The 15,919-nt window shown below is 60.0% G+C and carries 11 protein-coding genes and 5 pseudogenes; 10 read left to right on the forward strand and 6 right to left on the reverse strand.

All coding sequences use genetic code 11. From position 1 onward, the window contains the following. Positions 1–80: 80 nt before the first annotated feature. The 3 genes from IVB24_RS09805 to IVB24_RS09815 form a co-directional block, all read right to left on the reverse strand. On the reverse strand, positions 81–1,058 hold the full coding sequence (locus IVB24_RS09805; protein ID WP_247772776.1) for an IS110 family transposase: 978 nt from the start codon (positions 1,056–1,058) through the stop codon (positions 81–83). Beyond that, positions 962–1,231 carry an IS110 family transposase gene (locus IVB24_RS09810; RefSeq protein WP_247774290.1) on the reverse strand — a complete coding sequence of 90 codons (270 nt, stop codon included), beginning with the start codon at positions 1,229–1,231 and terminating at the stop codon, positions 962–964. Before IVB24_RS09810 ends, IVB24_RS09805 begins: the two co-directional genes overlap by 97 nt. A 372-nt stretch (positions 1,232–1,603) precedes the next feature. Next, positions 1,604–2,635, reverse strand: a complete 1,032-nt coding sequence (locus tag IVB24_RS09815) for an IS110 family transposase (RefSeq protein WP_247772777.1) — start codon at positions 2,633–2,635, stop codon at positions 1,604–1,606. Positions 2,636–2,774: 139 nt separating this feature from the next. Between IVB24_RS09815 and IVB24_RS09820 the strand changes: the two genes are divergently transcribed. The 6 genes and pseudogenes from IVB24_RS09820 (at position 2,775) to IVB24_RS09845 (ending at position 8,717) form a co-directional block, all read left to right on the forward strand. Further along, positions 2,775–3,026: a hypothetical protein gene (locus tag IVB24_RS09820; protein WP_247772778.1), complete on the forward strand. Its 252-nt coding sequence runs from the start codon at positions 2,775–2,777 to the stop codon at positions 3,024–3,026. A gap of 240 nt (positions 3,027–3,266) precedes the next feature. Next, positions 3,267–3,457 (forward strand): annotated as a pseudogene (locus IVB24_RS09825) (IS630 family transposase); the annotation flags it as partial. Positions 3,458–4,089: 632 nt separating this feature from the next. Continuing rightward, a complete protein-coding gene (locus IVB24_RS09830) occupies positions 4,090–5,742 on the forward strand; it encodes a class I adenylate-forming enzyme family protein (RefSeq protein ID WP_247772779.1) in 1,653 nt (550 codons plus the stop codon). 819 nt (positions 5,743–6,561) lie between these two features. Then, positions 6,562–6,732 (forward strand): hypothetical protein, encoded by a 171-nt coding sequence (locus IVB24_RS09835; RefSeq protein ID WP_247314190.1) that lies wholly within the window; start codon positions 6,562–6,564, stop codon positions 6,730–6,732. Next, positions 6,722–8,509, forward strand: coding sequence for a recombinase family protein (locus tag IVB24_RS09840; RefSeq protein ID WP_247772780.1), 1,788 nt, complete (start codon positions 6,722–6,724; stop codon positions 8,507–8,509). Before IVB24_RS09835 ends, IVB24_RS09840 begins: the two co-directional genes overlap by 11 nt. Next, positions 8,466–8,717, forward strand: coding sequence for a hypothetical protein (locus IVB24_RS09845; RefSeq protein ID WP_247774291.1), 252 nt, complete (start codon positions 8,466–8,468; stop codon positions 8,715–8,717). The genes IVB24_RS09840 and IVB24_RS09845 overlap by 44 nt, the downstream gene beginning before the upstream one ends. 69 nt (positions 8,718–8,786) lie before the next feature. On the opposite strand, the pseudogene IVB24_RS09850 reads toward IVB24_RS09845, so the two are convergent. Beyond that, positions 8,787–9,105: pseudogene (locus IVB24_RS09850) on the reverse strand (IS3 family transposase); the annotation flags it as partial. A 237-nt stretch (positions 9,106–9,342) separates the two neighbouring features. Here IVB24_RS09850 and IVB24_RS09855 point away from each other — a divergent pair. Then, positions 9,343–10,675 (forward strand): annotated as a pseudogene (locus IVB24_RS09855) (IS5 family transposase). Between the two features lie 142 nt (positions 10,676–10,817). Here IVB24_RS09855 and IVB24_RS09860 read toward each other — a convergent pair. Beyond that, entirely contained in the window at positions 10,818–11,858 is a 1,041-nt protein-coding gene (locus tag IVB24_RS09860) for a hypothetical protein (protein ID WP_247772781.1), read from the reverse strand. Between the two features lie 365 nt (positions 11,859–12,223). On the opposite strand from IVB24_RS09860, the pseudogene IVB24_RS09865 reads away from it, so the two are divergent. Together IVB24_RS09865 and IVB24_RS09870 are read left to right on the forward strand one after the other, a co-directional pair. Continuing rightward, positions 12,224–13,273 (forward strand): annotated as a pseudogene (locus IVB24_RS09865) (IS256 family transposase); the annotation flags it as partial. Between the two features lie 14 nt (positions 13,274–13,287). After that, entirely contained in the window at positions 13,288–13,611 is a 324-nt protein-coding gene (locus tag IVB24_RS09870) for a hypothetical protein (RefSeq protein WP_247337951.1), read from the forward strand. Here IVB24_RS09870 and IVB24_RS09875 read toward each other — a convergent pair. Continuing rightward, a complete protein-coding gene (locus IVB24_RS09875) occupies positions 13,590–14,807 on the reverse strand; it encodes an IS110 family transposase (RefSeq protein WP_247289241.1) in 1,218 nt (405 codons plus the stop codon). The two genes, IVB24_RS09870 and IVB24_RS09875, sit on opposite strands and share 22 nt — an antisense overlap. 266 nt (positions 14,808–15,073) lie before the next feature. Between IVB24_RS09875 and IVB24_RS09880 the strand changes: the two are divergent. Continuing rightward, positions 15,074–15,313, forward strand: a pseudogene (locus IVB24_RS09880) (IS256 family transposase); the annotation flags it as partial. Positions 15,314–15,919: the final 606 nt, after the last annotated feature.

The following is a 15,919-nucleotide window of genomic DNA, read 5'->3' on the forward strand; positions in this document are numbered from 1 at the left end:
GGTTGGGTTGATGTCGTAGCTGGGGTCATGGTCCTTTCCGAGGTCGCGAGCGCCTCATGATGATGTCCGGATTGGGCGCCTCAACGTTTGCAGCGGAGTGCGGGCGAACCGCCACCAGCCGATTGACCGAGGTCACCACGACCACCGTCCCAGCGGGACATCGCCAGTCCGGCGGACCGGACCAGGAACTTGCGAGCAAATATTAGATGGGCTTCGGCTGGCCCCAGTCGAACGATGTGCCATCGACCCAGATGCAGTGGAGAATCACGGCGATCTTTCGGGGCGATGGCGACCTTTGCCTTCTTCATGCCGATCCGCTTGGCGAGCTTCATGCCCCAGGCCTTTAGGGAAGACCACTTTTTGGTTCGATAAAGAAGGACAGTGGCGGCCTCGAACAAGTAAGTTCGGAGAAGCCGGTCGCCCCATCGAGATATCTTTCCGTTGGTGTCGGTTTCGCCGGATTGGCTGCGCCTCGGCGTAAGGCCTAGGTAGGCGCCGACCGTCGAAGCCGATCGGAAGCGCGAGGGGTCATCGATCGTGTGGCGGAACGTTAGGGCCGTCACGACACCGACCCCCGGGACCGTCATCAGGCGACGCGTCGTGTCGTCCAGCTTTGCCAACCGGCGGACCTCGTTGTCGAACTTACCTTGTTGTTGACAAACGTTCTCATGGATCGAGAGCAGCGGCGATATCACGCTGAGAAGCAAATGATCGACGCCCAAGAGTTCGCTGACCTGGTTGCGGAATTGTTGGCCGATCGCGCGAGGGAACAGCAATCCACATTCCTTGATCAAGCTGCGAACCTGGTTCTCGATGTCTCGGCGCATGGACACTAGCCGAGATCTGGCGACAAGGATCGCTCGGATCTTCTGGCTTTCCTCACTTTTGACTTTTACCTCTCGATACCATCCAACCCGCACCAGTTCGGCAAGCCCTCGCGCATCATTCTGATCGCTCTTGTTCATTCGGACCGACAAAGCTGCGTGCGCATGCCGAGCGTCGATGCAGACCACCGGAAGCTCAACCCTGCGGAGTTCATGCCATAGCCAACTCGCCATCGCACCGGTCTCGAAGCCGATACGCTCGGCTTGAGGCGCATGTTGCGAAGCAGGTCAGTCAAGGCACCAGGATTAGACTTGGCTTTTCCTTCGAAGATTACTTGACCAGTCTCGTTGACAACGCACACGGCGGTTTCTCTCTGCGAGACGTCCAGCCCGACGTACTGCTTCATGGGAGCTCCTTCGAATCATTTGATTGCGAGGGCTCAACGATAACGGAGGTTGTCTGCCACGAGCGCCGACCGCAATTACGTCATCGTGTTCAAATTTGGCTCTGACTCATATGTGGAACGGCCCGGGCTGCAAGATCTTTCTCTGGTTGAACAAGGGATGACGGTGCGGTCATATGTTCGGCCTGTGAAGCGGCGCCTGGCCGCTGGCCACGATGATATCCGCGGAAGCAATCGCCCAATCAATTTCTCGCGCTCGAAGCGCAGTGAGTCAGGCGGTCTGATTGCTACCGGGAATGACGTCATTCGGGGTTCATCCAGATTTGCACCTTGCCTCCTCGGCAGCTTTCTTCTTCCGCCGGAGAGCTCTTAAGATTAGGTTTTCAGCATTGCGGCCGGCGCCTGATAGATGCCGCCTCTGACCAGCAAGGCCCAGATCGTGCGCGCAATCTTATTGGCGAGCGCGACCGATACGACTTTGACCGGCCGTCTTTGCAGCATGGTCCGAATCCAGAGTGGGACTTTCAAGCCTCGTTTAGCAAGCTTAATGATAGAGGTCGCACCAACGATCAAGAGCGTCCGTAGTTGCCGATTTCCACGCTTTGATATCGCGCCGAGCCTTTCTTTTCCGCCGCTCGACTGTGCCCTCGGTGTGAGCCCCGTCCAAGCCGCAAAATCTCGTGCAGTCGCAAAATTGCGAGCGTCCAAAACCGATGTCCGAACGGTAGCGGCGATGAGAGGACCGACACCCGGAATGCTCATCAGACGCCTTGCATCGGGGTCCTTTCTGACGGCAACCAAAATCTCTCTGTCGAGCTTCTCTATGCGGGTTGTAAGCAGCTCAATCTGTTCAGCGAATAGGATCAGGGCAAAGCGGGCGGCGCCGGGGATCCTATTGTCTTTTTCGTCCCGGAGAAGCACCAGGAGTTTTGCGATGCTTGCCATGCCTGTGCCGGCGATAATGCCCAATTCGGCCATATGAGCACGTAGGGCATTTGCAGTCTGGCTGCGCTGCCTCATCAGCAGCTCTCGCGTTCGCAAAATCATGCTGGCCGCTTGTTGTTCGGCTGTCTTCACCGGTACGAACCGCATTGTCGGGCGGGTGACCGCCTCACAAATGGCTTCAGCATCCGCCACGTCGGTCTTGTTTCGTTTGACGTAAGGCTTCACGTAAGCTGGCGGCATCATGCGGACAGCGTGGCCCAGCGCCGCGATCTCGCGTGCCCAGTGATGGGCACTCGCACAGGCCTCCATACCTACCAAGCAAGCTGGAAGGCTCCGAAAGAAGGGCAGAACCTGCGATCGCCGCAATGTGCGACGAACCAAGACTTTCCCGTTTTCGGCGATGCCGTGAACTTGAAAGATCGACTTGGCCAAATCCAAACCCACCGTGATAATCTTCTCCATGGAACGGTCCTTCCTTTGTGGCGCCTTCTCTGCGCGACCACGTTAGGCACTTTTGATGCCGGTTCGAAGGGCCGTTCCACACCATCATTTCTGATGAAGTTCGCCGGCGACTGTGGTTCTTCAACGGAGAATCGGCGCCATGCGGACAGGCTTTCGAATTTCATCGCTCTTACCGAGTGGTTTGGTGTTTGATGGCGTAAGTGATTCAGAGGATTCGGTTATTCTGGCTGTTCGGTCAGAGGCTAAGGGCGCGGTGCACGCCACTATTACGCAACCATGGTCCAATGGCCAAGTGGAAGCGCAGATCACTAAGCTCAAGCTGGTCAAACGGCAGATGTACGGGCGCGCTAAGCTCTATCTGCTTCAGGCAAGGCTGATTGGCGCGCCATAAAAACAATCACGACCATCGAATATGCGTCAGAGCCCCCTTTGAAGGCCGATCGGGGGTCCCAGTCCAACGCCGATTGACAGGCCAATCGCGCCGTTGATGTTGAGTCAGCAGAAGCGGACGTGCTCGGAGAGGCAAGTTCGGCGTCATTGTGTTGCTCGGTCCCTACCTGAGCGGTGCCGCGCGATTCCAGGGTGCGCGGAGCGTTTGCCAAGCATGTTCGCGGCTGCCTCGCGCAGGTCCGCTGAATCCGCGAGAAAGCAGATCCAGTGAGATGTTCACACTCTCAGGTAGCTTGAGGGCGAGATCGGTACCTTCATCGACGTGCACAACAAAAAGCCGAGATCCTTCAAATGGATCAAAACCGCAGACAAATTCTGGCTCCTGTCAAACGCTTCTGCCACAAAGCCCAGGAGGTCTTACTTGGCGAACTTCAGGTTCGCGAGACTAGATGCGAGACGCTGCGCGGCTTTCTGGCGCACTCTTGTTACTTCTGCAATCGCCACTGACGGCCTTGCTGCTCATGACTGCCGGGCAAAAGACGTGCGCTTTAGAAGCATGTTCTGCTGCCTTTTAATGTTGGTACGGACAAGTGTAATCCCACCAAAGCAGATAGTGCCTGCATCCCCCAACAATGATGTACAACTTGCTGCGTGACTTAGCCCATCAAGGTGGACAGGTGTCGAAAATGGCAATTGTGATTAATCGGTTTCACGTCCCGCGCATTCTTCAGTTGCACAGCGAAAACTCTGCCTAACTGAAAGCTGCTAAGCTGTCATCAGGAAGTCTCGATCAGACGGGCACATAGAGCCACAAAGTTGCGAACCGCATGGTCCAACCGTCGATCGTTCACAAAGGTATGTGAGTGGGTAACTGCGCGCTGCCAGACTAGCGTCCGCGAGACGATGCCGCGCCTGATCAACTGTCGTAACCCGTCTCGCGAATGCGGCGGGTCAGTTCTAGGAAACTGGGGGCGCCGGACGCTCGCTCTACTGGTCGGCAAGCTCAACGGAAGGGTTTGCGCCCGTTGAGAGCCTTGTTTAACTCTGCCCAAAGGCTGCCAATTATGAAGTCCACAAAGTTGACACAACACGAGCTGCAAGAGCGCGTTGCAAAAGCATCGCGCAAAATCGAGGCCTTAGAGGCAGCATATGAGACAATCACGATCGGGCAGCTGGTTTCGATGCGGACCAGAACGCACGGCTCAACGGTTGCTATCAACGTCTTTGAGCGCGGCGAGCGCGCTACCTACTCTGAGATGGACGGATTGTCGAACAAATATGCGCTTGCACTGCGTGCGTTCGGCGTACGCAAGCGCGATCGCATTGGGGTGATGATGCCGAATCGCATCGCATTTCCGATTTTGTGGTTCGCGATCGCCAAGCTGGGTGCAGTAATGGTCCCGATTAACATGCGATACACGCCGAGGGAGATTGAATACGTTCTCAGCGATACACAGGCCAAGTTCGCTGTCGTCGACGAATCCGCATGGCTAGCGTTTTCGGCGATGGAGCCTTGGCCGCAAGACCTCGCCAGCGAGCGGGCAATTCTTGTTGGACAGCCTGCCTACGGAACAGCCACTACACTCGACGAATTACTCAAGTGCGTCGATGGCTCTTCGGTAGATGAAGATATCGGCCCAGACGACTTGTTGAACATTCAATATACCTCGGGGACAACGGGCTTTCCAAAAGGTTGCGCGTTGACGCACGACTACTGGGGCGTGATGTCGTACCAAGGAGCGTGCTGGGACGTACAACCGTACCGGACTTATCTATCTGCGCAGCCGTTCTTCTATCTTGATCCACAATGGCATCTCCTGAGGTCGTATCGGCACGGCGGCACGCTCTACTTGGCTTCGCAACTCAGCTCGACGCGCTTCATCGGTTGGCTCAAGCAGCACCGTATCGAGTGGTGCCAGTTTTCTGAGCTCGTAGCGCGCCAGGCCGAGGCCGCCAACGAGGACGGGTCGACATGCCTGAAGCGGATCATGAAAGGGGGATGGAGTCCTGTTACGGTACGCCAATTCTGGAAACGGTTTCGAGTGCCCACCCAGGACGCTTACGGCATGACGGAAATCGGCTTCGCCACATTGATGACGAACGAACTCGACGAACTGGCCGACTCCGGTTCGGCAGGCATGCGCGCGCCGTTTCGAGCTTTGCGACTACTGAACGAGGACGGCAGCCCCACGCCAATAGGCGACGTCGGCGAGCTGTGGGTGAAGGGGCGCGGAGTCTTCAAGGGCTATTGGAATAGGCCGGAAGCGAATGCTGCCTCGTTCGAAGGCGAATGGTTCAGGACTGGTGATCTAATGCATCGGGATGAATTCGGCTTTTATTGGCTGGTAGGACGCACGAAGGACATGATCCGACGCTCAAGTGAGAACATCGCTGCGAGCGAGGTGGAGGCCGTCATCCGTGAGATTCCCGAGGTTGCGGATGTGGCCGCCGTGCCGGTTCGCGATGGCAAGCGCGGCGAGGAGGTCAAAATTTACGTGGAGCTAATGGAAGGCGTTACGCCAGGCGGTCTGCCCGTGCAGGCGATTGTTCAGCATGCTCGTGCGAACCTTGCCGCGTTCAAGGTCCCGCGATACATCAGTTTCATTCCGGCCCTTCCAAGAACGACCTCCAGCAATAAAGTGCTCAAGCGTGAGCTGATGGCCATAAGTGATCCGCTTGCCGGTGCTTATGATACTGAGGAGAAGCGCTGGCGGTGACGTCAACATTTAACGCGCGCTAGTGTAACAGGCCGTTGAAGAACTCAGCCGCGCTTTAAAGGAAGGCCACTGTATATTTGGAAATGGCCACCCGGCTTGCCAGCAGCCCGATCATACCCTCATTGGGACCGCAGAGAGGGTGCTCTCGTCGTACCTTCCCATGAGAATCCGCGCGTGCCGAGCTGCCTCGTCACTTCATTTGGGCAGCAATGGCCTGCCACCGAGTTTTCATCCAGCGGTAATCTCGGGGGCTTGCAGCGAGGCCGAACTTTGGACCACGCAGAACTAGAGTGTTGCGCTTCGGTCACCGTTGGCGGGCTGGTTGCGCCGACGTGGTTTGCAGCAAAATTGGGGGTCGATTGTCGATCGCCCCATGCGGCCGTTCGTCGTTATAAAACGACGTTTGAGAACGCCCACAGGACTGTTTTCGCGAGGTTCTCTAGCGACATCATCCCTGGTTTGGTCGCTAAGTTTACGTTCATAGGGCCGTCGACAAGGCCGGTGATATCGTCTTTCGCTGCACGCTCGACGGGTCGCAAGCAGATCGTTGGCTTGAAGTACCGGCATGGATGTTCGACCGGACGGTATGTCCTGGGGCGGAGCTTTTAGCAGCTCGGCCATTTGTCAGCATAACCGCACTTGCAGCGCTTTCTGCGCTTCTCGATCTGGCGTTGAAGGATCGAACGCCATCAGCTGCCCTGTTTTCTAGCGCATCCAGAGCCTCTCACGACCAGAATCGGGGAGAGACCCATGTCACGGCAGACGGCAATGCCAGGGAGCGGATACCGACACAATCGACAACCGCGGCCGCAGCAGCAGATGGATCTGTTCGGGAGCGGCCTGTCGAACGGCGCCATCGGCGCGCCAGCATGGCCGGAGCTACCGGCGGAAGCCCGGGCGGCCCTCACGAGCCTGATGACGCAGTTGATCCTCGACCATGCTGCGATGACAGCGACGCCGCCCGCGAAGGAGGTCGATCATGATCTCTGACAAACTCAGGCCTCATCATCTGGAGCGCAAGGCGATTTTTTACGTGCGCCAATCCTCGGCACATCAGGTGTTGCACAATCGCGAGAGCAGCGCATTGCAATACGCCATGCGGGACCGGCTGACGGCACTCGGGTGGTCAGAGATCGAAGTGATCGATGATGATCTCGGTCGTTCAGCCGCCGGCGGCGTGCAACGCGCTGGCTTCGAGCGGATGGTGGCGGAGGTTTGCCTCGGCAAGGTTGGTGCGGTTTGCGCCCGCGAGGTCTCGCGCTTCGCCCGCAACAGCCGGGATTGGCAGCAACTCATCGAGATGTGCCGCGTGGTCGACACCGTTCTGGTCGATCAGGAGACCATCTATGCGCCAAGGCACGGCAACGATCGCCTGCTGCTCGGGCTCAAGGGCAGCCTCAACGAGTACGAGCTGGATCTGTTGCGCCAGCGCTCGCTCTCGGCCCGCCACGAGAAGGCCCGCCGGGGCGAGTTGGTTGTGGCGGCGCCCGTCGGCTTCGTGAAGGCTGGCGACCATTATGAGAAAGATCCGGATCGGCGTGTCCAGGAAGCGATTAAACTGGTGTTCGACAACGTCGAGGAACTGGGCAGTGCGCGACAGGCGCTCTGCTGGCTCCACGAGTACAATCTCGATCTGCCGGTGAAGCAGACCAACGGCGACACGGCCTGGCGGCGACCGAGTTACTCCGCCATCCACCGGATCATTGAGAACCCGGTCTACGGCGGCGCTTATGCCTATGGTAAGACGGCTGTGGCGGCGGGATACAGCGCCGAGGGCGTGAGCGTGAGGATCCGCCGCAAGACGCGGAACGAATGGCTGGCGCTGAAGCCAAATACCCACGACGGGTATGTGAGCTGGGAGAGGTTCGAGGCGATCCGCACAATGGTCAGCAGCAACATTCCCACCGGTCGGCATCACGGCGCGCCCAAGCACGGAGACGCGCTGCTGGCCGGTCTGATCCGGTGCAAGCGCTGCGGCCGTAAGCTCACACTCCGGTACTCCGGCCTGAAGCACCATATCCCACGCTACAGCTGCAGCCGCGCCTGGATGGACAATGGCGGTCCTCACTGCATCGCCTTCGGCGGATTGCGCGTCGATGATGCAATCGAGGAAGCACTGCTCGGCGTCGTCGGCGCAGGCGCTATCGCCGCTGCAAGCGCTGCCGCCGAAGGAGCCAGTGAACGGCGGGATCAGGTGCGCTATGCGCGCAGTCGCGATCTGGAAGCGGGGCGCTATGCCGCCCACCGGACCTTCCGGCAATACGATGCCGCTGATCCCGCGAACCGGCTGGTGGCGAGTGAGCGTGAAGCGCGCTGGAACAGAGCGCTCGCTCACGCGGCGGAGGTCGAAGGCAAGACCGCTATGCATGATGCGGCGACACCCGCACCTATTGCTGATCCAGCTTCGCTCGGCGCACTGGCCTCGAACCTCAAAACGGTCTGGGATGCGCCGACGACGGATGCTCGTCTCAAAAAGCGCATTGTGCGCACCCTCATCCATGAGGTCGTGGCCGATATAGACGATGCGGCGTCCGAGATCGTTCTCATCGTCCACTGGGTGGGTGGCGCCTCACGGACAGCGCAACAGCACCTCTGCCGATGTTATCCAAGCCGTGCGTCAACTGGTGCTGATCGCCAGCGACGATCTGATTGCCGGCCTCCTCAACCGAAACGGCCTCAAGACCGGCAACGGCAATCGCTGGACCCGCGAGCGCGTCACATCAATGCGCTCGAACTACCACATCGCGGTGTTCAAGCCCGCCGATGACGGGATCGAACCCTGGCTTAACCTCAGCAACGCCGCAAAGCTCCTGAAGATCGCGCCCAAGACGCTCCGGCTGGCCGCTGAAGCCGGCGAAATCGAAGCCTTCCATCCGTTATCGGACGGCGCGTGTTCTGATGCGCGGTTGTACTATCTGCGCCAAGTCTCCGCGTTTGCCTCGGGTCCGCAAGGGATAGGAACCAGTGGGCGATGAGGCATTCGGCCCGGAAGCGGCCTGAAGGCCTCGATGAACGCGTTGCGAGGGCAGCCTAGCCGGAGCGACGGACTTGTAGTGGTAGTCGAGCGGTCGAATTCGAGAGCGCCATAGGCCCTGCGGATCAAGACCTGCCATTTGTTGCGGACCTCGTCGACCAGCTTGCGCTTCCGACAGACTTCATAGCTTTCGGCGGAATACGTCCTGCATCATCTCCCTGTCGAGCGACAAATCGGCGACCCCTTCAGCTTGCCGTTCTCCTCCTCGAGTTCCCTTCAGTCGCCGCAACTCGGTCGGCATACTGCTTCCTCCAGGTAGGTCGCGTGGCTGATCCCGGCTTTACGGCAGATCTCGCCACCACAACTCTGTCGCTGCCCTGCTTCAGGATGAACGCCGTCTGGGCGTCGGAAACTTCGAGCCCTTCATCGTCCGTCGCTCCTCCAAGCCGAGTGTATTTAGTCGTCCGTGAACAACGTTCTAAGCGATTGAGCAGGAGTCTTTTTTTCGGATTCGAGGCGGTTTGAGATTGCAGGGAATGGGAGGTTGAGGCCGCCAAACCCTGCAATTTCGCTTTTGGATTCCCTTTCCCTGCGGCCCATGATTCTGTGGTGCATCGGAGGGAACGATGCGGCCGAAGAAGCACAAGACGACGGGATCGAACGATCTATTCCGGGCGCGGCTGGACCAGATCATCAATCTGAAGCACGAGCTGGTTCTGCTTGCCGGCAAGATCGATTGGGACTGGATCGACGGCGAGATCGCGCCGCTCTACAGCGAGAGCGGCCGGCCGGGGATCGAGACCCGGTTCATGATCGGGCTGTTGTTGCTCAAGCACACTTACGGGCTGTCCGATGAGGGCGTGTGCGAGCGCTGGGTCCACGACCCGCATTTCCAGTTCTTCACCGGCGAAGAGTTTTTCCGGCACGCTTTCCCGCACGAACGCTCGGACCTGAGCCATTGGCGCAAGCGGCTCGGCGACAAGCTGGAGCTGCTGCTGGCGGAGAGCCTGCGGGTGGCGCACGAAGCCGGCGCCTTACGCAGCCAGGACCTCAAGCGCCTCACGGTCGACACCACGCTGCAGCCGAAGGCCATCACCTTCCCGACCGACGCCAAGCTGCTTCATGCGGCCATCAAGGGCCTCAACCGCCTGGCGAGAAGGCACAGCGTCAGGCTCCGGCAATCCTATTCTCGCGTGGCCAAGGCCGCTGCGATGATGGCGGGCCGCTACGCCCATGCCAAACAGTTCGGGCGGCATCAGCGGCAGTTGCGCATCCTGCGCAGCCGGCTCGGCCGCATCATCCGCCGCAAGATCGAGGGCCAGCCGGCCCTCGAGGAGGCATTCGCCCTCCCGCTTGGCCGGGCCGTGCAAATCCGCTCGCAGCGGCAGCGCCAGCGCGGCTGGAAGCTCTATTCCTTTCATGCCCCGGAGGTGGAGTGCATCGGCAAAGGCAAGGCCTCAGCCCCTTACGAGTTCGGCGTGAAGGCCTCCATCGTCACCAACAATCGCCGAGCTCCCGACGGCCTGTTCGTACTGCATGCCAGCTCGCTGCCCGAAAATCCCTACGACGGTCACACCTTGCGGAACGTCATCGACCGCACCGAGACGCTCACCGGATGTCCGATCGAGCGGGCCTATGTCGACAAGGGATACCGCGGCCACGATGCTCAAAATCCACGTCGCGTCTTCATCTCCGGCCAAGAGCGTCTTCGGCGTCATCAAGCGCGAGCTGCGCCGCCGCTCCGCCATCGAACCCATCATCGGCCACATGAAGACCGAAGGTCACCTCGGTCGCTGCTACCTCAAAGGCCGTGCCGGAGACGCCGCCAACGTCATCCTCTCAGCCGTCGGCCACAACTTCCGCCGCATCCTAGCCTGGCTCAGAGAACTCTTGTGCCTGTTCCTGGTCCGACTATGGCGCGTACTGGCCGGTCCAGCCCCGCTCAATTCGCCTTCTTAACGGACGACTATTTAGCACCGAAAATTTTAGCCAAAAATGGTCCAGTTTCTCGGCCTTTGATCAGCAATGCTGAGGGAACTCCAACCGGCGAAAGGCTGCTTAGAGGTCGCCGCGCGTTCGCGTAGCAGGTTGAAAGCTCAGCTTAGCGTGCGGCCGTAGCTCGGGGAGGCAAGCTCAAATTAGCCCTGGGTTCCGGCACAGGCTGCCCAGCAAAAAACCTTCGCGGGTTGTCCTCCAGGATCGATACAATATCCTCCTGTGCAACACCACGGGCACGCAGCATTGGAAGGAATTCCCTAAAGATATATGTGAAGGGATAGCTGTAGGGCGGTGACTTTGACCTTAGCTCTTCAACTATGGCGAGTTCCTCGGGGCGAAACTGGCGCAGCAACTTGCCCAACAAGCCGCAATAGCGGTCCTGGCTCATTATGATCTGAGCACGAAAACCGTCACGCACCAGCTTCGATATATTGTTGGCGCGAACCTCGTCTCTCTGTAGGCTGGCATATCCGATTTGGTCGAATCCGATGTAAGAGCCGGCAGCGACGATGCGTCGATGGTAGGCCGGATCGGGGTTGTCGCAGCAATGACCTATCAGACACCGATGAGCCGCAACATTGCTAGCCGCGAACAATGTTTGCTGTTCAGGCCCGGCACTTCCGCCTGTGGTGTGCGTAATGATTGGCGCCCCTGTCGCCGTGTGCGCAATGCACGCAGCGGCGAGGAATTTTTTTTCATGTTCAGTGATCACGTCCGCGCCACTTGATACCTTGAGTGCACCGGCCTTCACCCCGGTGCCGCCAATTCCATGGGTGATCTCACGAACGTACAGCTCGGCGATTTCATCGACAGTACGGGCGCGCCAGTAAACCGGCAGCCCTCCTCCCTCATAGTAAAATCCGGTGGTGCACACAATGTATACGCCGGATTTTTCGGACACCTCCTTCATCATAGCGACATCGCGACCGAGTTCAATTGGGCATGGATCCACGAAGCTGCGCACGCCGTGCTCCGTGCGCAGTTCCACGAGCCGTCGGACCGCCTCGTTTATGAATTCTACACGATCGAACTTCGCGAGCGGATCGAAGGTGGCCCCGGGGTAAGCGACGAAAAGATGCTCATGCATCAAGGTGCGACCCAAGGCTTCGGTCGGGATAGCACCCGTCACTGTTTGCACCGCCATGTGTTGCTTCTCCTCGTCTTGGAACTAAGGATCCGGAGTTCTGGTTGTCCACCCCGTGGCCGATTTCCGGCGTGTTTCCCTAACAGGCGCGTACAGTCATACGGTAAAAACGCACAATAATCTAGTTCTGCGCAGTAGAAGAGGACACGACTCATCTCGTCGAAGAGATGCGCCAAGCGGTTCTAGCTAGACACTCTGATGACGAGATCGAAGAGACCTTGACGGGCAAACGCCGAATCCGAACATCACTTGCCCGCGCGCGGCCAGGAGCTATCGCCCAAAGTTGGTGACGGCGGGAATCGGAAAGGCGGCATATCGTGGGGGTGCTTGACGCCTCCACTTCTCCACCGAAGGAGCGATATGCCGTGTCCAACGATAACGTCATCCATCTGATTCAGCCAGGAACCGTCGCCGATCAACTCACAGAAGTCTTGCGCAATGGAGCGCGTGCCCTGCTGGCCCAGGCGGTCGAGGCCGAGGTTGCAGACTTTCTAGGCCAGCATGCCGATTTGAAGACCCGGGACGGCCACCAGCGCGTCGTCCGCCACGGTCACCTGCCGGAGCGCGAGGTGATGACCGGCATCGGTCCGGTCGCCGTCCGCCAGCCGCGTGTACGCGAAGCGGACGCCGCCGATCCTGGCCGCATCCGGTTCTCGCCGTCGATCCTGCCGCCCTACATGCGCCGGTCGAAGTCGATCGAGACGCTGCTGCCGATCCTTTACCTGAAGGGTATCTCGACCGGCGACTTCTCTGAGGCGCTGGCTGCGCTACTCGGCAAGGATGCTGCCGGGTTGTCGGCATCCGCCATCGGTCGCCTGAAGAATGGCTGGCTCGACGAGCACGCCGCGTGGCAGAGGCGCGATCTGTCGGCGAAGCGCTACGTCTACATCTGGGCCGATGGCATCCATCTTCAAGCGCGCCTCGAAGACGAAAAGCAGTGCATCCTGGTGCTGATCGGCGCGACCCCGGAAGGCCGCAAGGAACTGGTCGGCTTCACCGATGGCGCCCGCGAGAGCGCGCAGGACTGGCGCGATCTGCTGCTCGATCTGAAGCGGCGTGGGCTCGACGTGGCGCCGCAGCTTACCATCGCCGATGGCGCACTCGGGTTCTGGAAGGCGGCCGGCGAGGTCTGGCCGAAAACGCGCGAGCAGCGCTGCTGGGTGCACAAGACCGCCAACGTGCTCGCCAAGTTGCCGAAGAGCCAGCAGCCGAAGGCCAAACGCGCGTTGCAGGAGATCTGGATGGCTGAAACGAAGCTCGCCGCCGAGCTGGCGTTCGACACCTTCATCGAGAGCTACGCGCTGAAGTACGAGAAGGCCGCCGATTGCCTAAGCAAGGATCGAGACACGCTACTGGCGTTCTACGGCTTCCCGGCCGAGCACTGGAAACACTTGCGGACGACGGATGAGATGGACAAGCGATTTTTTTCATGACCGAGATGACGATTGCAGAAATCGCGTACGTCCATTCTTTTGTTCGGCTGCGCCGCGGGCCATTCTTCCGTCCCGGCCATCGATCTCGCAGCCGCCGCGCGCAGGGGCGGTCAAGGCTGGCCGCGTTTGCGGCCACCGCAAGGCTTGGCCTTGACCGGCCCGAGCACGGCGGCATGCTGGCGTGGAACGGGACTGCATTCCTGGCTGGCACTTGCCGTCAGGCGGGATTATCCTGGGTGGGCGCGGGCGACCTCGTGGCGAAGCGTGGCGCATCGGCTGCAAGCGCCACCAGGCTGCCCTATTTTGTCTTGCCGAGCTGAGGCGCCCGCGCGCCGGTTTTTGGCCGCCGTGGTTTCCATTGCGTCACCAGGCGCTCGTAGCTTTGCTCCGCCTGTGCGGCAATCAACATCTCGCGGTCGCGCAATGCCTTGATGTTGTAGGCATACGCTGGCCCACGCCGGCTGCCTTTCTGTTGCGGATGTCCGGCTTGAAGCTGCATCGCGCGGGTCTTGATGGCGACCAGTGCCGGGCGCGCCCACAGGTAATCCTCGCCCTTCGTCAACAAATGCCAGCAAAGCACGGTGAGCTTCCGGGCCACGGCCACCGCGGCGATCTGATGGCCGCGCCGGGCGCGGATGCGCACGAAAAACGCATGCAGCGGACCGGGCGCCTTGGCCGCTGCCCAGGCCGCCTCGACCAGCATGGCGCGCGCGTGACTGCGGCCGATCTTGCTGATGCGGCCGTGATGGGCGGCGCCCAGTCCGGACTGCCGCACCCGCGGGTTCAGCCCAAAATAGCTCACCAGCTTCTGCGGGCTGTTGAACCGGCTGATGTCGCCGATCGCCGCCATGATGCCGGCAGCGACCGCCAAGTTGACGCCGGTGATCGTCATCAATCTGTTGACCGCGGAATCGTCGATGGCGTCCTGCGCGATCTCGCGGTCGAGCAGGGCCAGATCTTCCGCCAGCCGGTCAAGCTCGCGGACGTGCCGATCGATCGCCGCGCGCTCATCGTCCGGCAACGGTTGGGCGGCCAACCACGCCCGGCCGCGGCCGTTGAAAAGATCGGCATGCGGGCACTTCGGGATCAGGTGCGCGTGCAGGATCGAATGCACCTCGTTCTTGAGCCGCGTGCGATGGCGCACGACCTGGTAGCGCCGCGCCACCAGCCGACGCTTGCGTTCCGTCTCCGCGTCAGGCGTCCAGATCTGCGGCAGGTACCCAGCCGCCTGCAGACTGGCGAGCGTGCCGGCATCGATCTTGTCGGTCTTGACGTGAGCCTGGGCGATCGCCTTCACCTGCAGCGGATTGGCGATAATCACCCGTGCCACGAACGGTGCCAGAACCCGCGATACCGCCATGCTGTTGCCGGTCGCCTCGACCACCACCTCATCACTGGCCAGCAGGGTCTTGCCAAATCCCTCCAACGCAGTCCGCGTCATATCAATGCGGCCCGCATGTCGGAGCCTGCCATCCTCCCAAATCACCACTTCCCCGAAAGTTCGGTGGACGTCGATGCCAATCACCCGTCGCATTCGCACCTCCTGCCAATCAGACCACATGACGGGAGCTGCGGGCGACACGACAACTACGCATTCGCGCTCTCAGCGCAACCGGGCGAGTCGCAGAGGCGGCCAGCTACTAACTCGAGCTCGCGGCTCATCGAATGCATCGGCCTGCCCGCACATCGTGCTCCCGGTGCCTCTGTCCCGATGGTCGCACCATACGCCACGACGCAGAACACCGCAGCGGAACGTTGGCACCGAGAAATCTCATACCGGTTACCAACCCCAACGAAAGCACCTTCGCCACCGTTCGCCACCGCACCATCCGATCGAAGGGCCGCCTGTCCAACAAGACGCCAGTCGCGATGGTCTTCAAACTGCTCGAGGCCGCGCAGAGAAGCTGGCGTCGTCTCGATGGCCACAACCAGTTGCCAAAACTCGTTGTCGGTGTGACATTCAATGATGGGATCGAGGTCATCGCCAAGCCGACCGACCGTCAGCCCATAACCGCCGCCTGACCGGCTCCGGCCGTCACCAAAATTTGGCGATAGCTCCGCGGCCAGCTGTGCCACGACTGTACGACAAGCGCGCTCACCGTCGCGCGGATATCTAAAACCTGTGTTCCGCGACCTGCTCACAAACTTGCGCGTCGATGAAGCTTCGGGGCGTGTCTGTCAGCCGGCCGATGATTATCGTGCAGCTTGGCTTTAATCGAGCGCTCAGCCTTTTGTTGCGTAAGTGCAGGCGCAATTCGCAATATCACGGCAACACTTCTTTGTAGGCGTGGCGCCACGCGTCACCAATGTAGCAGGACGTGAACGTGTGGGTAACGTAGCGAGGGCGTGCATGATTGATCTCCTGAATCGGTTCGATTGCAGCCTGGCTACAGCGATGCGATTTGGTAGGTCAGTCTGCCGAATTCGAGTGCCCGCAGGCGGGGGGCGTAACAAAACCTCCACTCACCGCAAACCTCTAGCTTTACGCGCATCACGCCCTTGTTCAGCGAGAGGGTGACGGAGGGTCATGAATTACGTGTCGTAAGCCGGTATCCAAAAATGCAGTATGAGCGCACAACTCTCGAACGTTCCAGGCGATCCGGCTCGAACGCGAGGTCGGCGTTCGTG

It is taken from the genome of Bradyrhizobium sp. 192 (assembly GCF_023100965.1).
Taxonomy (GTDB): Bacteria; Pseudomonadota; Alphaproteobacteria; order Rhizobiales; family Xanthobacteraceae; genus Bradyrhizobium; species Bradyrhizobium symbiodeficiens.